Raw genomic sequence first — 24751 nt, 5'->3', positions numbered from 1 at the left:
TATAATGCATTATTTTCGAAAAAAAGTCTAAAAAGAATGAATTTTTCTTATAATTAAGTTATATATAATACTAACATTTTAATATTTAGTTCCTCAAAAAGGGAGAAAATATGAACTTTACAAAAAAAGCAACCACTTTTTTAGTCGCTATTACGCTTACCGCAACATCATGTATCGCTATAGCTACGAACACACAAGCTGCAACATTTACAAAAGATGAAATTCAGGAAGTTCATCAAGTTCAAAACCAATACGCAAAATTACCGAAACAATCCTTTAATTCTGGTAATCTATATGCAAGCACTCCTCATTTAACAACGCCTTTTTCAACAGGATCCGTTACTAATTCTTATGTTAATTCGCAACTAGATTATATTAATTTCTATCGTAGTATATTTGACTTACCAAGTATCTCTGCTAACAAAACAGATAATGATAATGCTCAAATCACGGCAAGCGTCATGGCGGCAATTAATGCTAATCCATTTACTAATCAACATGGACTGCCTAATGAAACAAAACCAGCTTTCATTAGTAGTACCTATTGGACAATTGCCAAGAGTGTGTCAGCAAGTTCAAATTTAAATTTTAATGTAACTAATCAATCAGCTGGGGATGTAATTACGGACTTATTGACTGATACTTATAATCTTGATGGTTCTGATACTGGTCACCGCGCTTGGCTTTTATCAAGTCGTCTTACTACAACTGGTATCGGAGCAGCTTATGGAACAAACAATTACCGCTATTCAGTACAACAGGTTGCTTATCCAAGCGATGGCTACAAAGCAGCTTCCAAAAGTTCAGTTGCCTATCCAAATAGTGGTATCTTTCCGATTGAATTGCTTAAGGGAAATAATATTGCCTGGTCCTTATATTTATCTGATAAGACTATTTCTGGAACGCCAAAAATCACCGTTACTGACCTTGATACAGGACAAGTAAGTCAAGCTACAAACGTAAATAACTTTGGCAATAAAGGTTTTGGTTTCTTTAAAACTATCCTGACTTACTTTCCAGGAGACATTAAGCTAGTGTCAGGACATGAATATAGTGTTAACATTGATAATGTCTATCAGTATAGCTTTAAACTTTTTAACCAAGTAGCCGCAAATCAGCCAAAACTTGAGAATTCAAAAGATAATAATCAAAATAAAAATAAGACTGAAAATTCAAACACAGTCTCGTCATCTCAAAATATCAACGATACCAAAGACAGAACAACTCGGACAATTTTAAAACAGGCTAATGATCCAGACTCAGCAGCTACCATTAAATCTGCACTCCTACTTCAAGGAGAAGAACTACGTGATTCCCTAAATAAAAAACGTAGAATGAATCCAGCCATTTTCGGGCGGTCTTATCAAGATGGCTATTCTTATTACAGCCTAGGTGAAAACCAATGGTTCCATAACTTTTATATTTTTAACAATCCCGATTTAACTGCTGGTGTAGTAAATATCGATCAGCATTCACTTGATAGCAATATTTATACAAGTCCTTACCCAAGTTTACGTAAACAAACATCTAATCACGTTATTTCGGGAAAAAGTTATGCATATGGTCAAACAATTACAGTAAATCATACAATCTGGTATTATTTAGGTAAAAAACAATGGATTAGACAATTTAATTAATAAATTAATACTTCACGAAGTTTTATAAAGTAATAAATTAATATTTTTAGAATATTTTTTCAATATAAATTACGCATATTATATTATTTAAGAATAATTAAGCCTTTCAACTTGATTTAAAGCTTAATTACTGTAAAAATAGGTAATGAGAAATGGTTGAGGACCCTTACAAGAGCCGTTATGGCTGTTGCATATTACAATTATTTTATACCCTAACTACTTTACACTTACTTGAATACAATTAAGATCATCCAATCCGGCGCCATTTCCTAGAAAAAGGTCTCAGGTTTAAAAACCTGAGACCTTTTTCTATATGCTATTAAAATTATTATTTAGGCTGTTTGTCAAATCCTTTGATGGCCAGTTTCAGATTAAGGAATTAAGCAACTAAAGTATAGTTGTTTGATTTCTTTTCTTTTACAATATTTTCTTCTAGTCTAATTCTAGTTAATAAATGGCTAAAACTGCTGTAGCCATAGGCTGTTCGTTCAATTTGTTTAATCTTACGATTAACTCCTTCAAGACAGCCATTACACAGCACGCGTTGCTTTAACTGGGTGGCTAGCATCAGGGGTAATAAAGCATACGTTAGAAGTATAATGACCATTATGTTTGAGATTAGTGGAACGGCAGTAAGGACAATGGAGCTGAATAAGCTCAGCTACATAGATATCACGATATTTGCCGTTAATACATTTTTTTAATAATTGGAAAAAACAATAATGAATTGGTCGTAGAAGGATTTTACATTAGGAGAAGCTATGGCCTCTTTCTTTATGCAATAAAAAATCCTGTCGATAGGATATCATAGATATCCATCAACAGGAAAAAGTATAGAGCCTTATTTAGCACTAGTAATTTGCCATGTAATAGTACTAATTACAAATGTCACTACACCCACAATTACTAACTCTAAGAAAATTCCACTGGCTATCTCTAAGAAATAACCAATATTAAGAATAAGACTTTCAACATTAAAAATCGTTGGAATGAAAGCTAATAACCCAAAAATTACAATTAAACAAATTGACGCTCTCATTCCACCAGCTGCAAACATGTGAATCAATCGTCTAGTCGAAACTAGCTCTAGCAAGCTTTTTACTTTTTGATAAGTTATTATTCCTACAAAAACAATAACCAGAATATTTAAAACTAAAAATACAAGTTCAACATTTGCTGCTAAGGTTGCATTAGCTAAGCCAAAACTTGTAATGATAGCATACAAGCCGCCTTCTTTATTTTTCCTTAGTTTTTCTTGAACTGACTTGGCTTCCATTGAGGAATTATCATCAATTTTAGTTAATATAATTTTACGAATTTGACCAGCCAAGCTAGAATTTTCAGCCCTAAATAAGTGAATACCCAAAGTATAATCAATCATTGCATTTGCAATTAGTCTTGTTTGTTCAACAGTAAGGAGATTGTTCGTGCTATTATTACTGCTTCGATCTGCACCAATTGTTGCCGCAAAATTATCAAACTTTTGATTTATATATCGTTCAGCTACAACTCCATTACTTTCCTTTGCAATTTGACTTTTCATAAAAATCGGATTCATAAAAGTCACTAAGCTAAAAAATAAAACTACAATTGTAAAAATCGCAATTCCAAAGGATCTTTTATCATGCACAGTTTGAGCCTGATCAATCCTACGCATCTCACTGCGTGTGCGTACCGCCATTTCCTAGATCCTCCTTAACATTACTCGTCAAACATTTTATTAATAGTCTGGGTCAAAGTAGTGAGCTCATATTCTTGTAAAACAGATTTTGCTTCATTGAGGACTTGATTTATCTTGGACTCATCCATTGCCAAAAATGTCGACATAAAAGTTTTTACCATTATATCAGAAATTTCGTCTGCATCTAAATTCAATTCGTTACGTTTTATATACAAACTTCCTCCACCCGTAACAATGAAGCTTAATCCAATCTGAACTTGACGATCATTTCCTAAATCATGCTTAACTCCCTCCTTCTTAAGCCAATCATCTAGAATTTGACTCCAGCGATCTAATGACTGATTATCACTTAAAATGCTTTTAACAACACGTTCAACACCCTTATCCTGAATTCCTTGTTCCAAAATTAAATAAATAAAAATTTTCATTTTTGAATATTCATTTAAGTCTTTAAATTCAGCCGAATTCAAACTTTTTAAAATAGCTGTCATAAAGTTTGTAACAATTGCCGTAATCAAAAGATTCTTATGGGGGTAGTAAGATTGGAGTAATGATTTAGATATACCAGACTTATCTGCAATCATTTGTAGCGATACATTTTCCATTCCTCTCTTTTTAAGGAGCATAAAAGTATTGCGCAATATCTCATGTCGTCTTACCCAATTTTTTTGTCTTGCCATATCCTTTTCCTCGTTTTACTATTCTATTCCTATACAGTATAGCGTTTTCATAGCATTAATTTCAATTATTATAGCATCCTCTATCAGTAACATTAATGAAAAATATAATTTGCATCATCAAAAACTACATAAAAAACTGACAAACTATTTGTCAGTCTTCTACATGTTACGTAATATTACTTATTTTTTCTTTTTTCTAATAAAGAATAGCTAATAGCTAGAGCCAAAATGAAAATAATAGAGATTACTAATGGCAATCTAGTTGCCGGTATTAAAGCTAGAATTATCAAAATTACCAAGTAAAAAATAAGCGTTAACCAGCTTGTTATCGGAAAACCTGGCATTCTAAAATTACCCAAGTTATTCTTATTTTCCGCCCGATACTTCAAATGTGTCCACATAATAATAATCCAGACCATGATAAAGTTAATCGTTGAAACACTAGAAATGATATCAAAAACCTGTGCTGGCATAATGTAATTAAGAATTACAACAATAAATAAAATCAAAGATGAGAAAGTTAACGCATTATTTGGCACAGCCTTTTTACTTAACTTTCCAAATCGCTTAGAAGCATTATTTCCACGAGATAAAGCATATAGTGATCTACTAGTTGAAAAAATTGCACTATTTGTTGCAGACATTGCCGCAGTCAAAACTACAAAGTTTAAAATTCCCGCAGCTGCTGGAATCCCAATTGCGCCAAATACTTGCACAAATGGACTAGTAGTAGTGATAATTTTATTCCATGGATAAACTGCCATAATAGCAATCATTGAACCTACATAGAATAATCCAATTCTGACTGGCAAAGTATTTATTGCCTTGGGAATATCTTTATCTGGATTAGCCGTTTCACCTGCTGTTAAACCAACAATCTCAATTCCAACGAAAGCAAAGACCACCATCTGAAATGACTTTAAGAAGCCCCAAGAGCCTGTTGGGAAAAAGCCCCCATAGTTCACCAGGTTACTTAGAGAAACGCTTCTACCGTCAATTTTGGTGTGCATAACAAGTAGAATTGCTCCAGTAATTATCAAGGCTAAGATAGCTAAAACCTTAATCATTGAAAACCAACTTTCAAGTTCACCAAATAATCCGACGTTAACCATGTTAACAAGCATTAACAAAACAACGATTACCAAAGGACCTACCCATTGTGGTAAGTCTTTAAACCAATATTTCAAATAAATTCCTGTTGCAGTTAAATCAGCCATTGCTAAACTAAGCCAGCATAACCAATACGTCCAGCCTGCAACAAATTCCATTCTATTTCCAAGGTATTTTTTTACAGATTCAATAAATGAATGCTGCTCAGGATCTGCTAGAATTAATTCTCCTAAAGCTCTCATCATAAAAAAGCTAATAATTCCAACAACTAGATATGACAAGATAATTGATGGGCCAGCACTTTGTATGGCTGTGCCAGATCCTAAAAACAATCCAGTACCAATTGCTCCACCAATTGCAATCATTGTTACATGACGGCTTTTAAGCGATCTTTTTAGTTTTAGCTTCTCCTTTTCATCCAATTTTGTAGTCCTCCCTTAAACACAAAAATACCCCTAGTATTTAACTTATACTAGAGGTATTTCTATTCTATGAAATTAAAGTTCTTGTATAGTCAATTAATTGGCTATTTTATTTGTTTGTATTATAACTTGCTTCACGAAATTGTCAAATCTGTTTTTTGAACTCGAGTCAAGATTTGGACATTCTGCTTTATTAACTTTCTGTTCTTAATTAAGATAAAAACGGCAAAACTTACCCAAAGTACTAAACTAATAATTACATGAGTAAACTGACCTGTATTTCCGCCAAAAATGTCCACGCTATCTTGAGTCAATGGAGTTTCAGAAAACACAAGAATATCGTGTAGTGTATGGATTATTATTGTCGGCCATAATTTACCGCTATATAAAATTAGCACAGCCGCAAAACACCCAAAGCCAAATGTATCAATCACTTGAAAAGCAGTTGCTAGTGGCGTTTGCTTAAGTTCTGAGGCAAAGGCATTTCCAATATGAGGTAATGCAAATAGAATTGCACTGCCTAAAACCGCACCATTAATTTGCCACTTTTTATTTTTGAAAAGTACTAATAGCAAAATTAAGTTTATATATCGGGCTGCTTCCTCACCAATTCCCGCTTCTATTGAGTAGAGATAGACAGACCAAGCGTTTTTTAGAAAGACCGGTTCAGTTGGATCAAGTAAAGAAAAATCCCAATTCCAGAATAATTCTTGCCATCTCTGAGCAAATTCACTAAATACTTGAAAAAATGAAAGCCAAATCGCTAATCCAAAAATTAAAATAAATGAAAGCAACTGCAATTTTTTACCCTTAAAAGTCGGTAAATTAAAGTAAAATTCATAACCCCAACTTTTAACAGCAAAATAGACATAAACTAAAATTGCTAAAGCATAAACCAAGCCAGATTTATTTAAACTCATTAAGAAGCCGTCTGGATTTACATTTTTTAAGGTTAAAAGATGACAATACATAATAACAACATTAATCATCCAGACTGATGCTATCAATCGCCAAATTGGCTTTTTAATTTTCCCATACTCGATTATTGTGACTGGAATCAATACTATTACGGTCACAAGAGCATAAATCCAAAAGATAAGTATTGTTAACTTAGAAAGATGCTGCATGAGAATATTACCCAAGTCTCTAACTTGTTCGATAAAAATCATTGGTATAAGTACCGTATTTATTAGCTGAGAAATCTTTTTATTTTTACTTACTAAAACTGCTGCAACTAAAATTCCAAGGTAAATCCAATCTTTAACTGTGTGATAACTAATTAAAATAATTATAGCTATCAAAATATTTAGATATAGCTGAATCTGAAATACTTTCTTCATCTTTGACACCTTATTTATATTAATTTTTGCTTAATAATATATTAACATTGGTGAGCATTCAACAATAGGATAAAATTTATTGCAAATAAAAAGAGCAGAAAACTAGTAATTATACTAGTTTTCTGCTCTTTAAAAATATTGAAATAAAATGTGAATTATCCTTGAATTCTGTTTTGTTCATCAAAGATTTGGTGGATTGATTTATCGTTGTAAATGTAATCAATACCCTTAGCAAGTAAACGTGCAACAGATAAACGAACCATTCTATCTGGGTACTTCTTATGCTTAATAGTATCAGTTACTACGATTTGTTCTACTGGCAATTCGTTCAATACATCGATTGCATTTTGAGAAAGTAGTGCGTGAGTTGCAGCAACATAAACTTTCTTAGCACCAGCAGCTAAAACTGATCTAGTTGAAGAAGCAATTCTAGAACCAGTATCAATCAAGTCATCAACGATAATGACTGTCTTGTCTTTAACGTCCCCAATCATATCATGAGCTTCTGCGTCATAACGTGCACCGCGTTGATCAACAATAGCAATTGGAGCATCGAAGTATGAACCAAAAGTACGAGCGAGCTTTGCACCAGAGTGATCAGGAGAAACAACTACTACATCATCATTTTCCTTACTTGCAATACCATTATCTAAGAAGTATTGAGCTAAGATTGGCATAGCATGTAAGTGGTCAACTGGGATATTGTAGAAACCTTGAATTTGAGATGCATGTAAGTCAACGACAATTAAGTCATCAATATCAGTCAATTGAAGCAAGTTAGCCAGTAATTTGGCAGTAATTGGTTCACGGGAGCGATTCTTAGTGTCTTGACGAGAGTATGCCATATAAGGAATTACTACGTTAACAGAGTGAGCAGATGCACGATGTAAAGCATCCAATACAATCATTAGTTCCATGAAGTTTTCATTCACTGGATCTTGAATAGATTGAATTACGTATACATCACAGCCTCTAACACTTTCTGTAATGTTTACTTGAATTTCTCCGTCACTAAAGTGTTGAACAGCAGTTTCAAGTAATGGCTTATCCAAAGCAGCCGCAATTCTTTCTGCTAGGGCTTGGTTTCCACCGAGTCCGATTAATTTCATTGGGTGCAACATTTCATGCAATTCTTCTTTTTTCATTAATTTGCCCTTCCTTGTAAAATTAACAGCTATTCTTATTATAACGAAAAATTCCTATTTTGCTCTACTTTTCAGTTGTAGATTATAAATGATTCTTTTCAGCTGCCTTAATTTGATCTAAACGACCAACAACATAAGTATAAAAATTTTCTGCATCTTGTGGATTTGTATTTTCATATGCTCTCAACACACTAGCCAATTCATCTTTTCTCATCTGATGTAAACTTGCCATTTGATAAATCATTGGGTTATCACCCTTAGGAACTAATTTTAGAAAACTGTTAATCAATAAATGAGCTTTTTTTATATACAACAGCTTGCAAACTATGAATATCTAACACTATTTCACGTTTGCCTACAAATAAGGGAGATGCATGTTTAATAGAAATCGTATCACCATCTACTGACATCTCGCTGTTCATTCCTTGAACTACTATTTTGTCATCTTTTTAACCTTCTGCTTTTCCAATCTCACTACTTTATATACTAATTCTACCTAATTCAAAAGAAGAAAGAGAGCATCTTCTAGCTCTCTTTACAAAAATCTTTAATTAAATCTAATAATTTCAAGCTATGAACAACATAACTACAGTGCGTTTGCCGAGGCATTAAAACCAAACGACAATTAGGTAATAGTTGGCTGTACCAACGAACGTGTTCAACCTTAACCCAGTCTTTTTCTCCTACAACACACAACGTTGGCGTTTCAATTCTTTTTAGAGTCTCAACAGGAATATGACTTTCCGTTAAAGCCACTTTACTATCTCGATCCCCCTTAAAAAATCCACGAATTGTATTAACAGCAATATGCTTGGCATTTACACCATTACCATTAACGTAAGTTCCAGCAACAATGATTTTAGAAACTAAATCAGGCGCTTGAGCCGCTAAAGATAGTGTTACTAGACCTCCTGAACCAAAGCCCAAAATATAAGGTTTGTTTAATTTAAGCTCAGTAATAAATGCTCTTAAATCTTCTACTTCAGTTTGATAATGCTCACTAGCTTGTCCTTCACTTAAGCCATGTCCTCTCATATCTGGCACAATAACTGTGTAATACAAAGAGAGTGGAGCGACTAACTTATCAAATACTCCACCGTCTTGATGATGTCCATGTAATAAAATTAAGGGATGTCCTTTACCCAATTTTTGATAATAAATTTCAACCCCATTAACTTTTATTTTCATATTGAACCCTTTTAACTATTATTTTTTATAAATCTTGATGATCAAAATCATTTAGAGATGCTTTTTTAGCAATTTTTTTACTTTCTTTTTGAGCCTCACGCTCTGCCATCAAACTTTTAATTATTTGACGCCAAACACGATAATTTGCTTTAAAATTATCTGGTATTTTCTTGGGATTAAGATCGTGAACCATACTATCAGCTCTTTGCCAATAATGATAATAAGGTGTCGAACTATAGTAAAAGCCATTAGTTAAAGATACATATTTAACATTAAATATTTGATCTTCCATAAATGCCAAATCTTCTACAAAATGCAAATGATATTTCTTTACGATGTTAATTTTATATCCCTTATTCCAGGTATATCCCTTAACAGGTGACCCAAAGACATTAGTCATTTTTAAATATGCTTCTCTTTTATCAATTAAGCCACCACTAGTCTTATTTCCTACTGGATGACTTTCATGACGCTTTTCTGAATCAATCCAAAAACCACAAGAGACAATATCAACATCAGGATGTTCATCAAAGGCTCTGACAAAAAAAGTGGTATAACCAGGATCAACCCAGTCGTCTCCATCATGAAAAGTAAAATATGGTGTAGTTACATGTGTCATTCCGACATTTCTAGCGTCAGAAAGACCACCATTTTTTTTATTAATAATATCAAAATAAAGAAACCGATCACGATATTGCTCAGCTACTTCGCGAGTCTTATCCTTTGATCCGTCATTAACAATTAATAATTTAAAATTTCTATCTTTTTGTTTTGTTAAAGCTTCAAGCGCCCGACCTAAATATTTTTCCATATTATAGACAGGCATAATTACCGTTAACATTGGCTGGCGTAACACGGCGTCTGCCTCCTTTTGCTTATGATTATAGCATCTTAATACTTATTTACATAATTCACTTGATTATTTAGGTTATAATATAGCCATTAAAATGAGTATCTTTCATAAGGAGAATAATTATTATGAAAAAAATACTAATTGCATTTCTAGCTATTCTAACAAGTGGATTTTTAAGCTTAGCCACTTTTGCTAATAATAAAACTGCAAAAGCAGATGATAACAATACTCCTGTTGTAACATTAGGTACATCTCTTACCTCTTCTCAAAAACAAGGAACAATTAATACCCTAACACAATCATTAAATGGTGCTAACTACACTACTATCACAATTACTGGGTCTGATCTTGTCAAATACCTTAACCCTTCTGGCTATGACTTCACCAACAATTCTGGTGTCTGGTCAAGTGCAATGGTCCAAAAGACCAACTCTGGTAGTGGAATTAATGTTCATATTTTACCTTATAATGGTCACAATAACATTACAACAATTACTGCTAATCAATATAAAAATGCCGCTTTAACTGCTGGTATTTCAGACGCTGATATTTATGTCACTTCTGCTACTCCAATTGATGGATCTGGTGCTTTAGCAGGCGTATATGCCGCTTATGCTAAAAATGGCAATTCATTAAATCAAAGCCAAATTAATGCTGCACAAACAGAAATGAATACCCTGAGTAAAATTACTAACCAAAATAAGAGTAAAGAAGGCTACTCAGATGCCCAATTAAATAATGCTATTGCTGGAGCTAAAAAGGAAATGGCTAAACAAGGTCAAAATATTTCTAATAGTCAAATTAGAGATATTGTTAATAATCAAATTAATATTAATCATCTCGGTGACACAATTAACAACGACCAAAAAGAGCAAATCATTAATGTTTTAATTAAGGTCAAAAATTCTGGTGCCTTAAAAGATAAAAATTTCCAGCAACAAGCTGGTCAATTAACTGACCAAATTCAATCTGGTGCTAAAAACATTTTTTCAAAATTCAATACCCCGGAAACCCGCAACTGGTTCCAAAAGTTAATTGATTCTATTGTTAACTGGTTTAGAAATATTTTCGGCGGTGCAATTATTTTAAAATAAATTAAGAAAAAAGACGGCTAAATATAGCCGTCTCCGTCGTCAAAACTAGTACCTGCGTGCGTTCTAGTCTTTCACTTATTATTATAGCAACTACTAGTAAAAGTGCATCAAAAAAGGTCTGCAATTTGCAGACTTTTTTTGTTTATCAAGCGGATTTTAATAATTATTCTGTTTTAGTTGTATCAGATTTTTCAGAATTTTCAGCAGTTTCTTCGTCTACAAATTCTGGATCTTCATCTTCAACTATATCATCATTAGTATTAACTTTATCTATAATTTTCTTGGTTACTACTACAGCTACACCAACAGCCGTGCAAATTGCTGTACCAATACCAATTACTTTAAAAAACTTTTTCATAATATCACCTCATTTAAATTAATTTATGCACTTTCAATTCTTATTATAGTCGCTATTTATAATATTACGAATTTTTAAACTTTTATCTCATCTTATTCATGTATCGATTTAGTTCATGATCAACAAAAATATTTCCGTCGTTATCCGCGTGTCCTTTAGTCCAGCTAAATGTACTATCTGGAAAACTACCTAACAAACTGTCTAATCTCTTCCATTCATTAGCGTTAATCAAAGGCCCATTCGATCGTCTCCAGCCACGTTTCTTCCAGCCTTCAATCCAGTGCTTATTAATTCCATTTAAAACATATTGAGAATCTAAAACAAACAAGAGACGTTTTTCATTAAAACCAAGTTCTATTAACTTTTCTAAAGCATTAATCAAACCCAATAACTCCATCTTATTGTTAGTTGCGCCAAATTCTCCACCAGAACCATAGGTACGGCCATCTGTCCATTCAATTAAGTAAGCCCACGCAGCTTTATCGGTTTTATTAACATGACCACCTTTATGAATACCGGTATTTCTTGATCCACCATCAGTATAGATAGTTGCGAAATATTCAGATGATCCATTGGAGGCAGCCTGATGTACCTTTACACTTTTAGCTTTTGAAATACTATTAGCTTTAATTTTTTCAATTGCCCTATTTAAAGAATCTTCCTTTACAACATCTGGTTGTGTCTCTTTATTCCAATTCAAATATTCAGTAGCATCTGTAATTTTAGCAAATGATTTATATTCTGCTCCTGAATAACCATCCACTTGTTTCTTAGCATCTTCCCATGTTCGATAAACACCAGGTGTACGCCCTTTTTTCACTGCGTAAAATTTCATATTTAATCTCTCTTCCCTACTAACGACTATAAAATGTTAGAATAATTTTAACGCTAATGCTAGCAGAAAGGAGGAAGAGTATGTTTTTTATTCAAAAAAAGTATAGTGAAGAAGTTGAAAAAAATAATAAGCATAAAAATAAGGAACCTAGTATTGCTCGAATGTCAGTCTTAGGTTTAATGGCTACCTTTACTCCTACTCGTTGGCTACTCAGAATACACAAAAGAAAAGTTGAAGACAGCTCCACTATTGAAGACCCAGACTTTACTATCGAACAAATACCAATTTTTTATGTTCATGGCTTTCGAGGTGGAGACTATACAACGAACAAAATGGTAGAAGCAGCATGTAAAGCTAAAAATACAGACAAATTTCTAAAAGCAACTATTGATCCTTTTGGAAATTTCATCTTAGAAGGTACTTGGACAGCTGATAAGCAGCCAATTGTTCAATTAATATTTAAAGATCGAATCGCTGGCGTTTATGCTACTTCATATTACTTACGTGCTGCCCTTTCTTACTTAAGCAAAAGATATCATTTTAAAAAATATAGTGCAGTTGCTCATTCATTAGGTGCACCCTCAGTAATAAAAGCTGAAATGAAGACTAGTTTAAGAAAAAACTTTCCTCACTTAGATCACTGTGCATTAATTGCTGGCCCGTTTGATGGAGTAATGTACTTAGGAGATTTACCGAATGTTAACCGCCTTAATGAAAAGGGACGTCCAATTTTAATGAGTACTTCTTACTTAGGGATGCTATTTAATCAGAGACGCTTCAATCCCGATATTTCAGTTTTAAATATTTACGGAAATATTTTAGACGAAACAAATACCGACCGCTTTATATCTGTTGTATCAGCTAAGTCGATTCGCTATATTCTTGCTCCAGTTGCTCATTCTTTCCAAGAAGTAGAAGTTCGAGGAGATGCAGCTGAACACAGTATTTTGCATGACAATCCCTTTGTGATTAATATTATTAACAAGTTCTTGAAGTTAACAGATTAATAATCTTATAAAGAGAGAAAAACAACTATGTATTATATGCCATTTTTTTATGATCCATATTTTTGGATGATTATCTTAGGTGTAGCAATTTCAGGCTGGGCCTCAATGAATGTTAATTCAACCTTTAACCGCTATGATCAAATTCAAAATCATGGTAACTACACAGGAAAAGTAGCTGCACGTTATATTCTAGATCAAGCAGGTCTTTACGAAGTAGAGATTCGTGAAGTTGCGGGTAATTTGACTGATAATTATAATCCAACTAATAAAGTTTTGAGCCTTTCTCAATCTGTCTATAATTCTTCATCGATTGCAGCTGTTGGTGTAGCTGCTCACGAAGTAGGACATGCTCTACAAGATGCCAGTGATTACGCTCCAATGAGACTGCGTTCTGCCTTAGTTCCAATCGTTTCTCTAGGCTCTAACTTGTCAATGCCATTAATTCTTTTAGGTCTAGTCTTAGGAATGAATCAAACATTAATTAAAATTGGTATTTGGTGCTTTGCTTTAGTTCTTGTATTCCAAGTAGTAACGCTACCCGTTGAGTTTAACGCCTCACATCGTGCATTACGCATGTTAAACAATGGTGCTATTTTAGATCCACAAAGAAATGCCGATAGCTCGCAAAGTACTATTTGCGGCTGCCTTAACTTACGTAGCTGCTGTTTTAACAAGCATGTTACAATTATTTAGACTTATCCTTATCTTCGGCAGACATAACGACGATAACAACTAAGTTAACAGGGGGGGATACTTATTTTTTCGAATGAATTCTGGGCTCTTCTTTGGGCAGTTAATACCCTTTTAGCCTTTTACGTTGTATTCCACAGAAAAAGATCTGTTGCAACCTCGTGGGCTTGGTTAATCATTTTATTAATTTTCCCTGTACTTGGTTTTATTCTATATGGCTTTATTGGACGTGGTCTGTCACAAGAGAATCTCTTTGCTATTAATAACCAAAAGCATATTGGTCTTGATAAAGTAAATAAAATGATCCCGCGTATTCCTAAAGCTGCGGGGCCAACTGATACTTCTAAAGAGGCTAAAATTTTAATAGATTATTTCAACTTCAAACACGATTCTCCACTTTCCAAAAATAATAAAATTAGTTTTTATACAGATGGAGAAGAAAAGTTTAAACGACTTTTTAAAGACATCGAAGAGGCACAAGAAACTATTAACGTTGAATATTATTCATTTATGAACGACGATTTAGGGAACAAATTTCTTAATCTTCTAATAAAAAAAGCTCGTGAAGGTGTTAAAGTCAGACTTATTTATGATCCATGGGGTTCGCCTGGAGCTTCAAAAACATGGTTCAAGCCTTTAACTGATCTAGGTGGCGAAGTAGCCTCCTTTATCACTTCTCAAAATATGATAAAAAAATACCGTATGAATTATCATCTTCACCGAAAAATCGTAGTTATAGACGGCAAAATTTCATGGACCGGTGGCTTTAATGTCGGCGATCAATATGTAAGCAAAAGTAAGAAATTTGGCTACTGGCGTGATACTCATCTTAGAATTGTCGGTTCTGCATCATTGTTACTTCAAGAGCGTTTTGTCATGGATTGGAATGCTTCAATAACAGATAAAGGAGAGACAATCTCTTTTAATGAAAAACTTTTTCCAAAAATTGAAGAAAATAAACTCACAGAAGATGATGTAGCCACACAAATTGTTTCAGACGGGCCGGATACCTCTACTCCTTACTTACGTAACGGTATGATTCGAATGATGATGATGGCAAGAAAAACATTATGGATTCAAACCCCCTACCTTGTTCCAGATGATCCAATGATTGCTACTTGGGTTATTGCAGCCCATTCAGGAGTAGATGTACGCATTATGATTCCGTCAATGCCTGATCATCCCTTCATTTATCGCGCAACGCAATGGTATGCCAACTACTTGCTACATGAAGGAATTAGAATCTACGTTTACAATAATGGTTTTATTCATGCTAAAACTGTCATGGTTGACGATCGCTTTTCAGCAGTTGGATCAATGAACCAAGATTTCCGGTCATATAGCTTAAATTTTGAAGCTGATGCTATTTTTTACGATAAAAATATTACCTGGGAATTAAATTGCATTTTTGAAAGAGATTTAGAAAAATGTAGTGAGTTAACCTTAGATATTACTACAAATTGGTCTCGTTATCTTCGTTTTAAACAAGCATTTTCTAGATTACTTTCTCCCATTCTATAAAAAAGTGTCTGGGAAGAAACTCAGAAATTAAGAAATCCTACTAAATCTTGGTATTGATAAACCTTGATTTAATAGGATTTTTCTTTTGAGTAAAAGTCCGAAATTAACTAAAAGCAGACTTTTTTCCCAGACACTTTTTGTGCTCTTAGTATTTCTTACATTATGGATTGAACCTCAATCCCAACATTTGATCCTAAATATTTTCTAATATTTATAATTACATCATTAATTTGTTGAGAGAATCGCAAATAGTACGCTTGGCGATTATTGGTCTGAAAGATAGCCATTACAGTTGGCTTTTTAGGATTGGGAACAGCAATCAAGGTTACATGAGCAATATCGGTATACTTAACAGTGCGTTTAAAATATCCACTTACTACTAATCGTTTCTTAGCTAAGCCACTAACACCATCGATAATACTCATTAGTAAAAATGTTGCAATAAAGATAGTCATGAGTAATGTTGGATCAGTAAAGTAATCTAAGTAAAAACCAATCAATAAGAAAATTAAAGCCCAAATAACAGATGAACTCCTAAAACGAGCCTTATAATCAATGTTCGCTTGCCAATACCAACTATAAAAAATATAGCCAATCAGCAAAATATCAAAAGTAATATATAAAAGTGACATATTTTTCCTTCTAAAATTTATAAATTATCGTTAAATTTCTATTTCAATTATAACAAATACCCCTTTTCCTCTCATCATTCTATAATTGACTTAGCTGAAAATTAATAATAGTAGGAGGTTTTAATTATGAGTTTAGATAAGCAAATTGCTGCACTTCAAGCTGATCTTAATGCAGCTCATTATGTCACTTACTTAACCGGTGCCGGCGTTTCAACTCCATCGCATATTCCTGACTATCGTTCAAAAAATGGAATTTACAATGGGATTTCGGAAAGCCCAGAACAAATTTTAAGTGAAGATACTCTTTTTCATGAACCAGCTAAATTTCATCAATTTGTAATGGAAAATATGTATTTTCCAAATGCTCAACCAAATATCATTCATAAAAAAATTGCCGCTAGTTGCAATAAAAATGGTATTTTAATTACTCAAAACGTAGATGGTCTAGATAAAAAAGCAGGCAATAAACATGTAATCGAATTTCATGGTAATCTTTACAACATTTTTTGTACAAAATGTTATGAAAGAATTTCTTATGATGAATACAAAAAATCATATTTTCATGAAAAAGATAATGGCATCATTCGACCTGGAATTGTCTTATATGGGGAGCCGATTAATGAGGATATTTTAATTAATTCAATAAAAAATATTCAAAATAGCGATTTAGTTATTATTGCTGGAACCAGTTTTGTTGTTTATCCTTTTGCTCAACTTCTTGCTTATAAAAAGCCGAATGCAAAGGTCTGGGTTATCAATAATACCATCGTTCCTGCACCTGAGGAAGTTTCAACAATCATTTCAGATGCCGAAAAAGTATTTGACAAATTATATATATAACCGATATTATCTTAACTAACATTTTATTTAATTCATCAATTACTCTTTCTGTTATTTTTTGCTATATAATATAAGTTAGAGCTAATATATTAATTAAAAGAAAGGCTAAGATTAAATGCCACTTGCTCAAGCAAAAGTTTTTTACTATGATTTTGTTAAAATTAAGCCATGGATCTATGAAATAGTTATTAGTGACCTAGGACTAGCTTTTGTTGGTTCTAAAAATAGTAATATTGAATCTTCAATTTTAGGATTTTATCCTAACCACCTTCTTATTCAGGATTCAAAAAAATTAGCTCCTTATGTGCAACAACTCAAAGAATATTTTGCAGGCAAACGTCGTTCTTTTACTGTTCCAATTGACTATTCAAGTTTCGGAACTCCCTTTCAAAATCAAATTGTTAAAATGATTGAAAATATTCCTTATGGAACAACCATCTCCTATAATGACCTAGCATCTGCTGTCAATGGCTCTACATCGGTTAGAACCGTTGCTCATGCAGTTGCTTTAAACCCATCTCTAATTTTTATTCCTAGTCATCGTGTAATTTTAGCTCCGGATAAGGTAGGAAGTTATAGAATGGGAGAAGAAGAAAAACAACGTTTAATAAAACTTGAAGAAGGCTATTTGAATGCAGCTGATTAAACTTTATCAACCTTTTTTTGATGCAAATAATTGGGCACATGTCTTAACTAGTGGGCAAGACTGGATGATGATTCTAACATTGATCTTAATGGAGTGTCTGCTTTCTGTTGACAATGCTGTCGTTTTAGCTGCTCAAACACAAGTCTTACCTAGTAAAGATGAACAACGTAAGTCGCTAGTATATGGACTTTGGGGTGCCTACCTGTTTCGTTTTATTGTTATCGGAATTGGTACTTACTTAATTAACTTTTGGGAAATCAAATTGCTTGGTGGCTTATACTTACTCTATTTAGTTTATAAATATTTCTATGATGTCCGGCACCCTCAAGAAGTCGCTCAAAAAGAAAAAGCCAAAAATACTCATAAAAAAAGGCACTCTAAAATAAAGAAACATCATCTTTCTTTATTTTGGAGAACAGTTATTTCAATTGAATCAATGGATATCGTTTTTTCAATTGATTCAGTTTTAGCAGCACTAGCAATGTCAAATAACCCAGTTGTAGTATTAGTTGGCGGAATGATTGGTATTTTATGTATGCGTGGTGTTGCAGAAGTTATCATTAAACTAATGGAAATCATTCCTGAACTTCAAACAATGGCCTACGTGCTAATTTCAATCATTGCAGCTAAACTGCTTATTTCACTTCCACCACTAAACTTTAAAGTACCCGACGCAATTTTTGCTGGAATTGTTTTTGGCACAGTTATCATAACAATTATTTTTCACTATATACGTCAAAACGTACATGGCAAAAAAATGCCTTAATTTAATTGACTATCAACAAACTCTTTAAGTACAACCGCTTGGTTGTGCTTTTTATTTTTCGCACCGTACAAAAATAAAACATTTCCTTTGGCTAATTTTTCTTTTACATCTTTAACAAAAGCTGCTGTGACTGGATTCGCCTTCAATTGAGCTATATACTTAGACTTGAATTCAGGATATTTATCATCTTCATGATTAAACCATTTTCTTAGCTCATTTGTTGGACCAATTTGTTTGTCCCATTCATCTAAATGCGCTCTCACCTTACTCATCCCTCGAGGCCATAAACGATCTACTAAAATTCGATATCCTTCAGGTTGTTCATGATCATATATCCTAATGACTTTTATTTCACTCATTTTTACATACTCCTTTTAAATAAAATATATTTACTTTCAATTATGAGTGTACAACTTTTTTAGAAAGAAGAACTAACATGAACTACAAAGACTTTTTTACTAATAGATCTACTAGCGAAATTAGCAAAGATCTATTAGGACGCACTTTATCCTTTAACAATGGAAAAGAAATTTTATCGGGTACAATTGTTGAAGCAGAAGCTTATGTTGGCGTAAAAGACCGCGCTGCACATTCTTATGGCGGGAGACGAAGCCAAGCAAACGAAGGCTTATATCGACCAGGAGGCAGCCTATACATTTATTCGCAAAGACAATATTTTTTCTTTGATGTTGCTTGCCAAGAAGAAGGAGAGCCACAAGGAGTTTTAATCAGAGCAATTGACCCAATAACTGGAATTGAGACAATGACTAAAAATAGAAATGGAAAGACTGGCCGCCTTCTGACTAATGGGCCTGGTAAAATGATGCAAGCCTTGGGTATCACAAGTAGAAAATGGGACTTATCTCGTTTAGAGGATTCTCCTTTTGATATTGACATTAATCATAAACGCAAAATCGAAAAAATTATTGCTTTGCCAAGAGTCGGAATTAATCAATCAGATCCAGAATGGGCTCAGAAGAAATTAAGATTTATAGTTGCGGGAAATCCTTATGTTTCTGACATTAAGAAAAAAGATATCAAAAAAAATCATGGCTTTATTTGACAAAAGATTAAAAATCGTTTAGTCTTTTTATCAGTTAAATAAATTCCCAATGCAATAGAGGTTGCAAGAGTCACAAGATTTATTTGAGCACACGAATGCAATGATAATAAGTTTTAGGATTATTGCCGAAACAAATTTTCTTTCGTGAAGTTAATTTGTTGGGATGTAAGAGCATATCTTACATACTGTCCTGGTCGGCCCCAGGGAGCGCTATATGATTTGGTTTAATTACTGATGATTTTTACAAACCTCGTTGTTTTTGGTAAACAACGAGGTTTTTTCGCTTTTATTGTATTGGCTTTATTTGAAATAATTTTTGGAGGTATTTCAAAGTGAAGTCAAAAATAAGATGGTTTAGTGCTTTATTAGCCTTAATTTTAAGTTTAGTGATTGGTTTTAGTTTTAATTCTAATCAAACTCAAGCGGCTAAAAAAGAAGCGCCTTTAAAAATTGGTATGGAGGCTAACTATCCCCCATACAATTGGACTCAAACAACAGACAAAAATGGCGCTGTTCCAATCGACGGCTCTAAGCAATACGCAAATGGATACGATGTTCAAATTGCAAAAATCATCGGCAAAAAATTACATCGTAAAGTTGTAGTAGAAAAAACTGAATGGGATGGTTTATTACCAGCTTTAACTTCTGGAAAGATTGACTTAATCATTGCTGGTATGTCTCCTACTGCTGAACGTAGAAAAGCAATCAACTTCTCTAAACCATATAGAAAAAGTACTTTCGTAGTTATCACAAGCAGAAACGGAAAATTTGCTCAAGCAAAAGGTTTAAATGATTTTAAAGGCGCAAAATTAACTGCACAACAAGGTACATTACACTATGACCTGATTAAGCAACTTCATGGTGCTAAACGCGAACCAGCAATGAGAAGCTTTTCTGCAATGCGTCAAAGCTTACAATCAGGTACTATTGACGGTTATGTTGCAGAAGATATTGAATACAAAAGTTACAAGACAGTTAACCCTAACATCGTTGCCGTTAACTTAAACAAAATGCAAGGTTTCAAAGTTGATCACGATGATTCAATTACATCAATTGGTGTTAAGAAAGGCAATACTGAGTTACTTAACCAAGTTAATAGCATTTTAAATGGTATTTCTAATAAAAAGCGCGACCAATTAATGGCTGATGCCGTAAAAGAACAACCTCAAGCTGGGGGCAACAAGAAAGAAAATTGGTTTATGTCAATTATGCATCGCTATGGTTCAATGATCCTTGGCGGTGTTGGTATGACACTTCTTCTTGCCTTAGTTGGTACTATCGTTGGTTTCTTCATTGGTTTACTTGTAGGTATTGTTAGAACTATTCCAACTCCTAAGTCTGCTGGTAAAAAGTGGGGCCTAAAGATAGTTGATTGGATTTTAGCTGTTTATATTGAAGTATTCCGTGGAACTCCTATGATGGTTCAAGCTGCTGTTATCTACTACGGAATTGCCCAATTATGGCACCTCAACTTAAACCGTACTGTAGCTGCTTTAGTAATTGTTTCAATTAATACTGGAGCTTACCTAGCCGAAGTTATTCGTGGTGGTATTAATGCCACTCCTAAAGGTCAATTCGAAGCAGCTTCTGCAATCGGTATGACTCACTCACAACAAATGTGGCATATTATTTTACCTCAAGCCATTAGAAATTGTTTACCATCTATTACTAACGAATTTATTGTTAATATTAAGGATACTTCAGTATTAAGTATTATCTCTGTTTCAGAATTGTTCTTTGTTGGTACAACTGTTGCCAGTCAAACATTCCAATTCTTCCAAACTTACTTCATCATTTCAATGATCTACTTAATCTTGACATTCTCTATTACTAGAATCTTTAACTTCATTGAAAAGAAACTTGAAGGTCCAAAAAACTACAATTTAATGGCTAACCAATTACAAGTAGAAGATCCAAAGGAGACTGGATTTGAACATGAACAATAATAACGAAGAAAATATTTTACAAGTGCAACATTTACAAAAAAAATATGGTGACCACACAGTATTAAAAGATATTTCTTTTAATATCAACAAGGGGGAAGTAATGACCATTATTGGACCATCTGGTGGTGGTAAGTCAACCATGCTTAGATGTATCAACCTTCTTGAAGAACCAAGCAGTGGAGAAATTTTATTCCATGGCAAAAACATTCTTGATCCTCATTTTGATCGTAACCAATTTCGTTCAAAGGTTGGAATGGTTTTCCAGCAATTCAATTTATTCAATAATAAAAACGTGCTTCAAAACTGCATGATCGGCCAAGAAATGGTTCTTGGTCGCTCTAAAGAAGAAGCAAAAAAAGTTGCCATTGAAAACTTAAAGAAAGTCGGCATGGATCCTTTCCTTACTGCTAAGCCACAACAGTTATCTGGTGGACAACAACAACGTGTAGCAATTGCTCGAGCAATTTCAATGGATCCAGAAGTCTTACTCTTTGATGAACCTACTAGTGCTCTAGATCCAGAAATGGTTGGTGAAGTTCTTAATACTATGCAATTACTAGCCAAGACTGGTTTAACAATGGTCATTGTTACTCACGAAATGGGATTTGCACGCGACGTTTCTGATCAAGTTGTCTTCATGAGCGATGGAGTTATTACTGAACAAGGAACTCCACAACAGATCTTTAACGATCCACAAAAAGAAAAGACTAAGAAATTTTTACGTAACTTTAGAAGTAATGAGCTTTAAGCAAAATAATATGTGCTTTTAGCCTATAAACTATTAAAAAACTGATTCTCAATGTTTATAATAAAGAGGATCAGTTTTTTGTTATTTATTTTTTATTCTTTGAAGACATATCAAATACTTTAGTTTACTATCCTCATCCTTATATATCTTGTGACAAAGGAACCGTTGAAAGACATAATGGACTATTTATCCCTAAAGAGAGAGGCAATAGACAATTATTCACTACAAGACATCATAGACATTGAAATCTGGTGCAACTCTTTACCAAGAAAGATATTGGCATATCATACACCAGATGAAATCTTTGAAAGAGAATTAGATCTAATCTATCAAGCAGCTTGATTAAAAATGTTCAATTATTATGGTAATTTACGATTTTTTATTCTTTAATCTTTTAGCAAAGTGTAAATTATTGAAATTAGGTGTTTTAAGAGCCATACTATTCCTGAAAAGAGCAAAGTGCATCAATACATTAATTAATATTGATGTGTTATTAAAAGCAAAAGGAAGGAAAATACATCATGTTTGATTTCGTATTTTGGGTTCTGCTAATTTGGTTTATCGTAAATGTTATTTGGATGTGGTTTGTCTTAAAGAAACAAACATATCAAAAAACTTTTGCATGGATTAATGTAGCGGCCGTCATTATTGGTTTTTGGGTTTATTACGGGACCGGTGCTCACTCAGGTGCATTAGCTGACTGCTTCTTATGGTTAAATTGGCTTAATGTCGTATTAGCTTGCCTTCAATTTTACTTTGGCTACCGCAAACTTAATAGTACTAATTAACCACCCTCAAAAGTTTCAATATATCTTAAAAAAAGCTACTATCTTACTTTATAAGTAAATAGTAGCCTTTTGTGTTGCTTATATTTAAATACAATAATCTAGCCTAGATAATTTCGCTATTTTTCTGCTCTTTCTCTAACTTCCAACCTACATCAAAGTACGTTTTACGCTCATTACGTAAAGCATTATAATCACTCTGCAAACTATCAATTGCGTCCTGCAATTTCTTATTTTGTTTACGAATTGCATTTAATTCGGGATCATTAATAACACCTTTTAAATGAACTTTTCCTGCTAAATCTCGTTTAGCTTGTTGAAATTCTTCTTTTAAATTAGCTAACGCATCTTCATACTTAACTAGTTTTTTATTTACTGTCGATAGTTGATCATTTAACTTAGTGAATAATACATATGGCATATTAGATTTAATTCGATTGCATTCACTACACGACAGAATTAAATTATCAAACGAGTTATTATGTGATAAAGAAACTGGATTTTTATGGTCGACACTCGTGCCACGGCGCCCGCAATATTGACAACGATAATTATACTTATGCCTAATTCTTTCCCGATCAACAAAATCAACTTCATTTAAAGAAAAATCAACTTCAATTCCCATGCTTTTCATGTTAATCGCAAAATCAACATTACTGTTAGGAACATAATCTATTTTCCCATCTTCACTTTTAATAATAGCGTGGTTAAATTCAGTTCTTGAAATTTGCTGCAAGGCAACTTCATTACCGTCATAATCCTGAATAAATGATTCGTACTGTTTTCTATTTTCATTTTTAACTAAATAATGATTTCCAGTATCTAAATCAATTTCAGGTGTACTTTTCTTACCTACAAATCCATACAGCATTACCTGGGAAATATTTTCAATGACTAAATTTTCATAGTCTCCAGCTTCTAAACTTCTATCTAAACAAATATCACAAATACTTGTTAGCTTTGGATTCATCAACCCTTCTTGCTTAAAATGAAGACTATCCAGCCGCAAACCACAGGATGCACACTGTAATTTCACCTTATTATTCCCCCATCAATAAAATACTAAAGGCGATTCTTTGCATCTTATCCTTACCAGCAAAATCACCTTTAAACAAGTCTGGCAAAATCTTTTTAATAAAGTACTGAACACAAGTTAAATCATCAAATTTTTTAATTGTTTCCAGACTTTCTTTAAACATTTGCATGAAAACCGGATTTGGATTTCCAAGTTCAATTTCTCCATAAGCTTCATAAAGTAAATCTAATTTGTCACAAATTGATAAGATTTTGCCTTCTAAAGTATCATCTTTACCTTCAGATAGACGTTTAGTATAGATTTTCTGAAATTCCTTTGGAATCTCTTCTTTAATAAATTTAGCAGTCATTGTCTCTTCAACATCCCCAATCATCTTACGTAATTGGGGAGTTGCATATTTAACTGGAGTTTTAATATCACCAATGAAACGTTCAGTATAATCATGGTTTAGACTCTTTTCATAAAGTGCTTTCCAGTTAACTTTCTGCTTACCAATAACTTCCTCAATATCTCCCATCATTTGAGCAAGTTCAGCCGTTCTAAAGCTATGGTCAGCTACAGAGTGGTGTTGATATTTAAAATAACCTGGTGCACGATCGATTGACTCTAAACTGTTAAAACCTTGAATATATGCATTTAATCCCATAAAAACTTACTCCTTCCAGAAATATAAAAATGTCTAAAATTTCTACTATCATAGCAAAACCATTCTACTCTTGCAAATTAAA

Annotated in this window: 26 protein-coding genes, 3 pseudogenes and 1 riboswitch; of the genes and pseudogenes, 13 read left to right on the top strand and 16 right to left on the bottom strand. The window is 33.2% G+C overall.

Annotated features, from left to right (window positions below):
• Positions 1 to 110: 110 nt before the first annotated feature.
• Positions 111 to 1637, top strand: coding sequence for a CAP domain-containing protein (locus tag H1A07_RS00565; protein WP_210145057.1), 1527 nt, complete (start codon positions 111 to 113; stop codon positions 1635 to 1637).
• 379 nt (positions 1638 to 2016) lie between these two features.
• Here H1A07_RS00565 and H1A07_RS00560 read toward each other — a convergent pair.
• From H1A07_RS00560 to H1A07_RS00520, 10 genes and pseudogenes are all read right to left on the bottom strand, one after another.
• Positions 2017 to 2175 (bottom strand): annotated as a pseudogene (locus H1A07_RS00560) (transposase); the annotation flags it as partial.
• A gap of 303 nt (positions 2176 to 2478) precedes the next feature.
• Positions 2479 to 3318, bottom strand: coding sequence for a hypothetical protein (locus H1A07_RS00555; RefSeq protein ID WP_057718854.1), 840 nt, complete (start codon positions 3316 to 3318; stop codon positions 2479 to 2481).
• A gap of 20 nt (positions 3319 to 3338) precedes the next feature.
• The gene (locus H1A07_RS00550; RefSeq protein ID WP_210145056.1) at positions 3339 to 3998 is read right to left on the bottom strand and encodes a TetR/AcrR family transcriptional regulator; all 660 of its coding nucleotides are present in this window, start codon (positions 3996 to 3998) and stop codon (positions 3339 to 3341) included.
• Positions 3999 to 4174: 176 nt separating this feature from the next.
• A complete protein-coding gene (locus H1A07_RS00545) occupies positions 4175 to 5530 on the bottom strand; it encodes an amino acid permease (RefSeq protein WP_186822797.1) in 1356 nt (451 codons plus the stop codon).
• Between the two features lie 134 nt (positions 5531 to 5664).
• On the bottom strand, positions 5665 to 6870 hold the full coding sequence (locus H1A07_RS00540; protein ID WP_244974145.1) for a CPBP family intramembrane glutamic endopeptidase: 1206 nt from the start codon (positions 6868 to 6870) through the stop codon (positions 5665 to 5667).
• A 155-nt stretch (positions 6871 to 7025) separates the two neighbouring features.
• Entirely contained in the window at positions 7026 to 8015 is a 990-nt protein-coding gene (locus H1A07_RS00535; protein ID WP_094496432.1) for a ribose-phosphate diphosphokinase, read from the bottom strand.
• Between the two features lie 82 nt (positions 8016 to 8097).
• Complete coding sequence (locus H1A07_RS10065) at positions 8098 to 8304, bottom strand: hypothetical protein (protein WP_244974144.1); 207 nt, start codon at positions 8302 to 8304, stop codon at positions 8098 to 8100.
• On the bottom strand, positions 8297 to 8437 hold the full coding sequence (locus H1A07_RS10060; protein WP_244974143.1) for a hypothetical protein: 141 nt from the start codon (positions 8435 to 8437) through the stop codon (positions 8297 to 8299). Before H1A07_RS10060 ends, H1A07_RS10065 begins: the two co-directional genes overlap by 8 nt.
• A gap of 103 nt (positions 8438 to 8540) precedes the next feature.
• On the bottom strand, positions 8541 to 9203 hold the full coding sequence (locus H1A07_RS00525; RefSeq protein ID WP_210145054.1) for an alpha/beta fold hydrolase: 663 nt from the start codon (positions 9201 to 9203) through the stop codon (positions 8541 to 8543).
• 25 nt (positions 9204 to 9228) lie between these two features.
• Positions 9229 to 10059, bottom strand: coding sequence for a glycosyltransferase family 2 protein (locus H1A07_RS00520; RefSeq protein ID WP_057718860.1), 831 nt, complete (start codon positions 10057 to 10059; stop codon positions 9229 to 9231).
• A gap of 122 nt (positions 10060 to 10181) precedes the next feature.
• Between H1A07_RS00520 and H1A07_RS00515 the strand changes: the two genes are divergently transcribed.
• Positions 10182 to 11150 carry a DUF1002 domain-containing protein gene (locus tag H1A07_RS00515; protein WP_057718861.1) on the top strand — a complete coding sequence of 323 codons (969 nt, stop codon included), beginning with the start codon at positions 10182 to 10184 and terminating at the stop codon, positions 11148 to 11150.
• A 163-nt stretch (positions 11151 to 11313) separates the two neighbouring features.
• Here H1A07_RS00515 and H1A07_RS00510 read toward each other — a convergent pair whose 3' ends face one another.
• Positions 11314 to 11508, bottom strand: a complete 195-nt coding sequence (locus H1A07_RS00510) for a hypothetical protein (RefSeq protein ID WP_210145053.1) — start codon at positions 11506 to 11508, stop codon at positions 11314 to 11316.
• A gap of 82 nt (positions 11509 to 11590) precedes the next feature.
• A complete protein-coding gene (locus H1A07_RS00505; RefSeq protein WP_210145052.1) occupies positions 11591 to 12343 on the bottom strand; it encodes a ribonuclease H family protein in 753 nt (250 codons plus the stop codon).
• A gap of 80 nt (positions 12344 to 12423) precedes the next feature.
• Here H1A07_RS00505 and H1A07_RS00500 point away from each other — a divergent pair, with 80 nt between their 5' ends.
• The 3 genes and pseudogenes from H1A07_RS00500 to cls all read left to right on the top strand — a co-directional run bounded on the left by H1A07_RS00500 (position 12424) and on the right by cls (position 15561).
• Positions 12424 to 13350, top strand: a complete 927-nt coding sequence (locus tag H1A07_RS00500; RefSeq protein ID WP_057718864.1) for an alpha/beta hydrolase — start codon at positions 12424 to 12426, stop codon at positions 13348 to 13350.
• A gap of 27 nt (positions 13351 to 13377) precedes the next feature.
• Positions 13378 to 14086 (top strand): annotated as a pseudogene (locus H1A07_RS00495) (zinc metallopeptidase).
• Between the two features lie 14 nt (positions 14087 to 14100).
• Positions 14101 to 15561: a cardiolipin synthase gene (gene cls / locus H1A07_RS00490; protein WP_210145475.1), complete on the top strand. Its 1461-nt coding sequence runs from the start codon at positions 14101 to 14103 to the stop codon at positions 15559 to 15561.
• Positions 15562 to 15716: 155 nt separating this feature from the next.
• Here cls and H1A07_RS00485 read toward each other — a convergent pair whose 3' ends face one another.
• On the bottom strand, positions 15717 to 16193 hold the full coding sequence (locus H1A07_RS00485) for a hypothetical protein (protein ID WP_210145051.1): 477 nt from the start codon (positions 16191 to 16193) through the stop codon (positions 15717 to 15719).
• Positions 16194 to 16319: 126 nt separating this feature from the next.
• On the opposite strand from H1A07_RS00485, the gene H1A07_RS00480 reads away from it, so the two are divergent.
• The 3 genes from H1A07_RS00480 to H1A07_RS00470 all read left to right on the top strand — a co-directional run bounded on the left by H1A07_RS00480 (position 16320) and on the right by H1A07_RS00470 (position 18445).
• Positions 16320 to 17033 (top strand): NAD-dependent protein deacylase, encoded by a 714-nt coding sequence (locus H1A07_RS00480; protein WP_057718868.1) that lies wholly within the window; start codon positions 16320 to 16322, stop codon positions 17031 to 17033.
• Positions 17034 to 17148: 115 nt separating this feature from the next.
• Positions 17149 to 17679, top strand: a complete 531-nt coding sequence (locus H1A07_RS00475; protein WP_057718869.1) for a methylated-DNA--[protein]-cysteine S-methyltransferase — start codon at positions 17149 to 17151, stop codon at positions 17677 to 17679.
• On the top strand, positions 17666 to 18445 hold the full coding sequence (locus H1A07_RS00470; RefSeq protein ID WP_210145050.1) for a TerC family protein: 780 nt from the start codon (positions 17666 to 17668) through the stop codon (positions 18443 to 18445). The genes H1A07_RS00475 and H1A07_RS00470 overlap by 14 nt, the downstream gene beginning before the upstream one ends.
• Here the strand turns inward: H1A07_RS00470 and H1A07_RS00465 are convergent.
• On the bottom strand, positions 18442 to 18804 hold the full coding sequence (locus H1A07_RS00465) for a DUF488 domain-containing protein (protein WP_057718871.1): 363 nt from the start codon (positions 18802 to 18804) through the stop codon (positions 18442 to 18444). The genes H1A07_RS00470 and H1A07_RS00465 overlap by 4 nt on opposite strands.
• 77 nt (positions 18805 to 18881) lie before the next feature.
• On the opposite strand from H1A07_RS00465, the gene H1A07_RS00460 reads away from it, so the two are divergent.
• From H1A07_RS00460 to H1A07_RS00440, 5 genes and pseudogenes are all read left to right on the top strand, one after another.
• Positions 18882 to 19508: a DNA-3-methyladenine glycosylase gene (locus H1A07_RS00460; RefSeq protein WP_057718872.1), complete on the top strand. Its 627-nt coding sequence runs from the start codon at positions 18882 to 18884 to the stop codon at positions 19506 to 19508.
• Between the two features lie 47 nt (positions 19509 to 19555).
• Positions 19556 to 19729, top strand: a riboswitch (Lysine riboswitch).
• Positions 19730 to 19840: 111 nt separating this feature from the next.
• Positions 19841 to 21454 (top strand): ABC transporter substrate-binding protein/permease, encoded by a 1614-nt coding sequence (locus H1A07_RS00455; protein ID WP_094498827.1) that lies wholly within the window; start codon positions 19841 to 19843, stop codon positions 21452 to 21454.
• Complete coding sequence (locus H1A07_RS00450) at positions 21444 to 22202, top strand: amino acid ABC transporter ATP-binding protein (protein WP_057718874.1); 759 nt, start codon at positions 21444 to 21446, stop codon at positions 22200 to 22202. The genes H1A07_RS00455 and H1A07_RS00450 overlap by 11 nt, the downstream gene beginning before the upstream one ends.
• 101 nt (positions 22203 to 22303) lie before the next feature.
• A pseudogene (locus tag H1A07_RS00445) lies at positions 22304 to 22544 on the top strand (IS30 family transposase); the annotation flags it as partial.
• 179 nt (positions 22545 to 22723) lie between these two features.
• On the top strand, positions 22724 to 22990 hold the full coding sequence (locus H1A07_RS00440) for a hypothetical protein (protein WP_057718393.1): 267 nt from the start codon (positions 22724 to 22726) through the stop codon (positions 22988 to 22990).
• Between the two features lie 103 nt (positions 22991 to 23093).
• Here the strand turns inward: H1A07_RS00440 and H1A07_RS00435 are convergent, their stop codons facing one another.
• Both H1A07_RS00435 and H1A07_RS00430 read right to left on the bottom strand, forming a co-directional pair.
• Positions 23094 to 24023: an HNH endonuclease gene (locus tag H1A07_RS00435; RefSeq protein WP_210145049.1), complete on the bottom strand. Its 930-nt coding sequence runs from the start codon at positions 24021 to 24023 to the stop codon at positions 23094 to 23096.
• 4 nt (positions 24024 to 24027) lie between these two features.
• Positions 24028 to 24669, bottom strand: a complete 642-nt coding sequence (locus H1A07_RS00430; protein WP_057718391.1) for a YfbR-like 5'-deoxynucleotidase — start codon at positions 24667 to 24669, stop codon at positions 24028 to 24030.
• Positions 24670 to 24751: the final 82 nt, after the last annotated feature.

This window comes from Lactobacillus taiwanensis (assembly GCF_017894345.1).
GTDB classification, from domain to species: domain Bacteria; phylum Bacillota; class Bacilli; order Lactobacillales; family Lactobacillaceae; genus Lactobacillus; species Lactobacillus taiwanensis.
This window is presented reverse-complemented; position numbering and strand designations above follow the sequence as displayed.

Coding starts and splice junctions, on each gene's coding strand:
- H1A07_RS00555 (WP_057718854.1), bottom strand. CDS start 3,318: ATGGCGGTACGCACACGCAGTGAGATGCGTAGGATTGATCAGGCTCAA.
- H1A07_RS00450 (WP_057718874.1), top strand. CDS start 21,444: ATGAACAATAATAACGAAGAAAATATTTTACAAGTGCAACATTTACAA.
- H1A07_RS00470 (WP_210145050.1), top strand. CDS start 17,666: ATGCAGCTGATTAAACTTTATCAACCTTTTTTTGATGCAAATAATTGG.
- H1A07_RS00505 (WP_210145052.1), bottom strand. CDS start 12,343: ATGAAATTTTACGCAGTGAAAAAAGGGCGTACACCTGGTGTTTATCGA.
- H1A07_RS00430 (WP_057718391.1), bottom strand. CDS start 24,669: ATGGGATTAAATGCATATATTCAAGGTTTTAACAGTTTAGAGTCAATC.
- H1A07_RS00485 (WP_210145051.1), bottom strand. CDS start 16,193: ATGTCACTTTTATATATTACTTTTGATATTTTGCTGATTGGCTATATT.
- H1A07_RS00500 (WP_057718864.1), top strand. CDS start 12,424: ATGTTTTTTATTCAAAAAAAGTATAGTGAAGAAGTTGAAAAAAATAAT.
- H1A07_RS00440 (WP_057718393.1), top strand. CDS start 22,724: ATGTTTGATTTCGTATTTTGGGTTCTGCTAATTTGGTTTATCGTAAAT.
- H1A07_RS00515 (WP_057718861.1), top strand. CDS start 10,182: ATGAAAAAAATACTAATTGCATTTCTAGCTATTCTAACAAGTGGATTT.
- H1A07_RS00460 (WP_057718872.1), top strand. CDS start 18,882: ATGAACTACAAAGACTTTTTTACTAATAGATCTACTAGCGAAATTAGC.
- H1A07_RS00535 (WP_094496432.1), bottom strand. CDS start 8,015: ATGAAAAAAGAAGAATTGCATGAAATGTTGCACCCAATGAAATTAATC.
- H1A07_RS00540 (WP_244974145.1), bottom strand. CDS start 6,870: ATGAAGAAAGTATTTCAGATTCAGCTATATCTAAATATTTTGATAGCT.
- H1A07_RS00510 (WP_210145053.1), bottom strand. CDS start 11,508: ATGAAAAAGTTTTTTAAAGTAATTGGTATTGGTACAGCAATTTGCACG.
- H1A07_RS00525 (WP_210145054.1), bottom strand. CDS start 9,203: ATGAAAATAAAAGTTAATGGGGTTGAAATTTATTATCAAAAATTGGGT.
- H1A07_RS10060 (WP_244974143.1), bottom strand. CDS start 8,437: ATGAACAGCGAGATGTCAGTAGATGGTGATACGATTTCTATTAAACAT.
- H1A07_RS00550 (WP_210145056.1), bottom strand. CDS start 3,998: ATGGCAAGACAAAAAAATTGGGTAAGACGACATGAGATATTGCGCAAT.
- H1A07_RS00480 (WP_057718868.1), top strand. CDS start 16,320: ATGAGTTTAGATAAGCAAATTGCTGCACTTCAAGCTGATCTTAATGCA.
- H1A07_RS00565 (WP_210145057.1), top strand. CDS start 111: ATGAACTTTACAAAAAAAGCAACCACTTTTTTAGTCGCTATTACGCTT.
- H1A07_RS00475 (WP_057718869.1), top strand. CDS start 17,149: ATGCCACTTGCTCAAGCAAAAGTTTTTTACTATGATTTTGTTAAAATT.
- H1A07_RS00465 (WP_057718871.1), bottom strand. CDS start 18,804: ATGAGTGAAATAAAAGTCATTAGGATATATGATCATGAACAACCTGAA.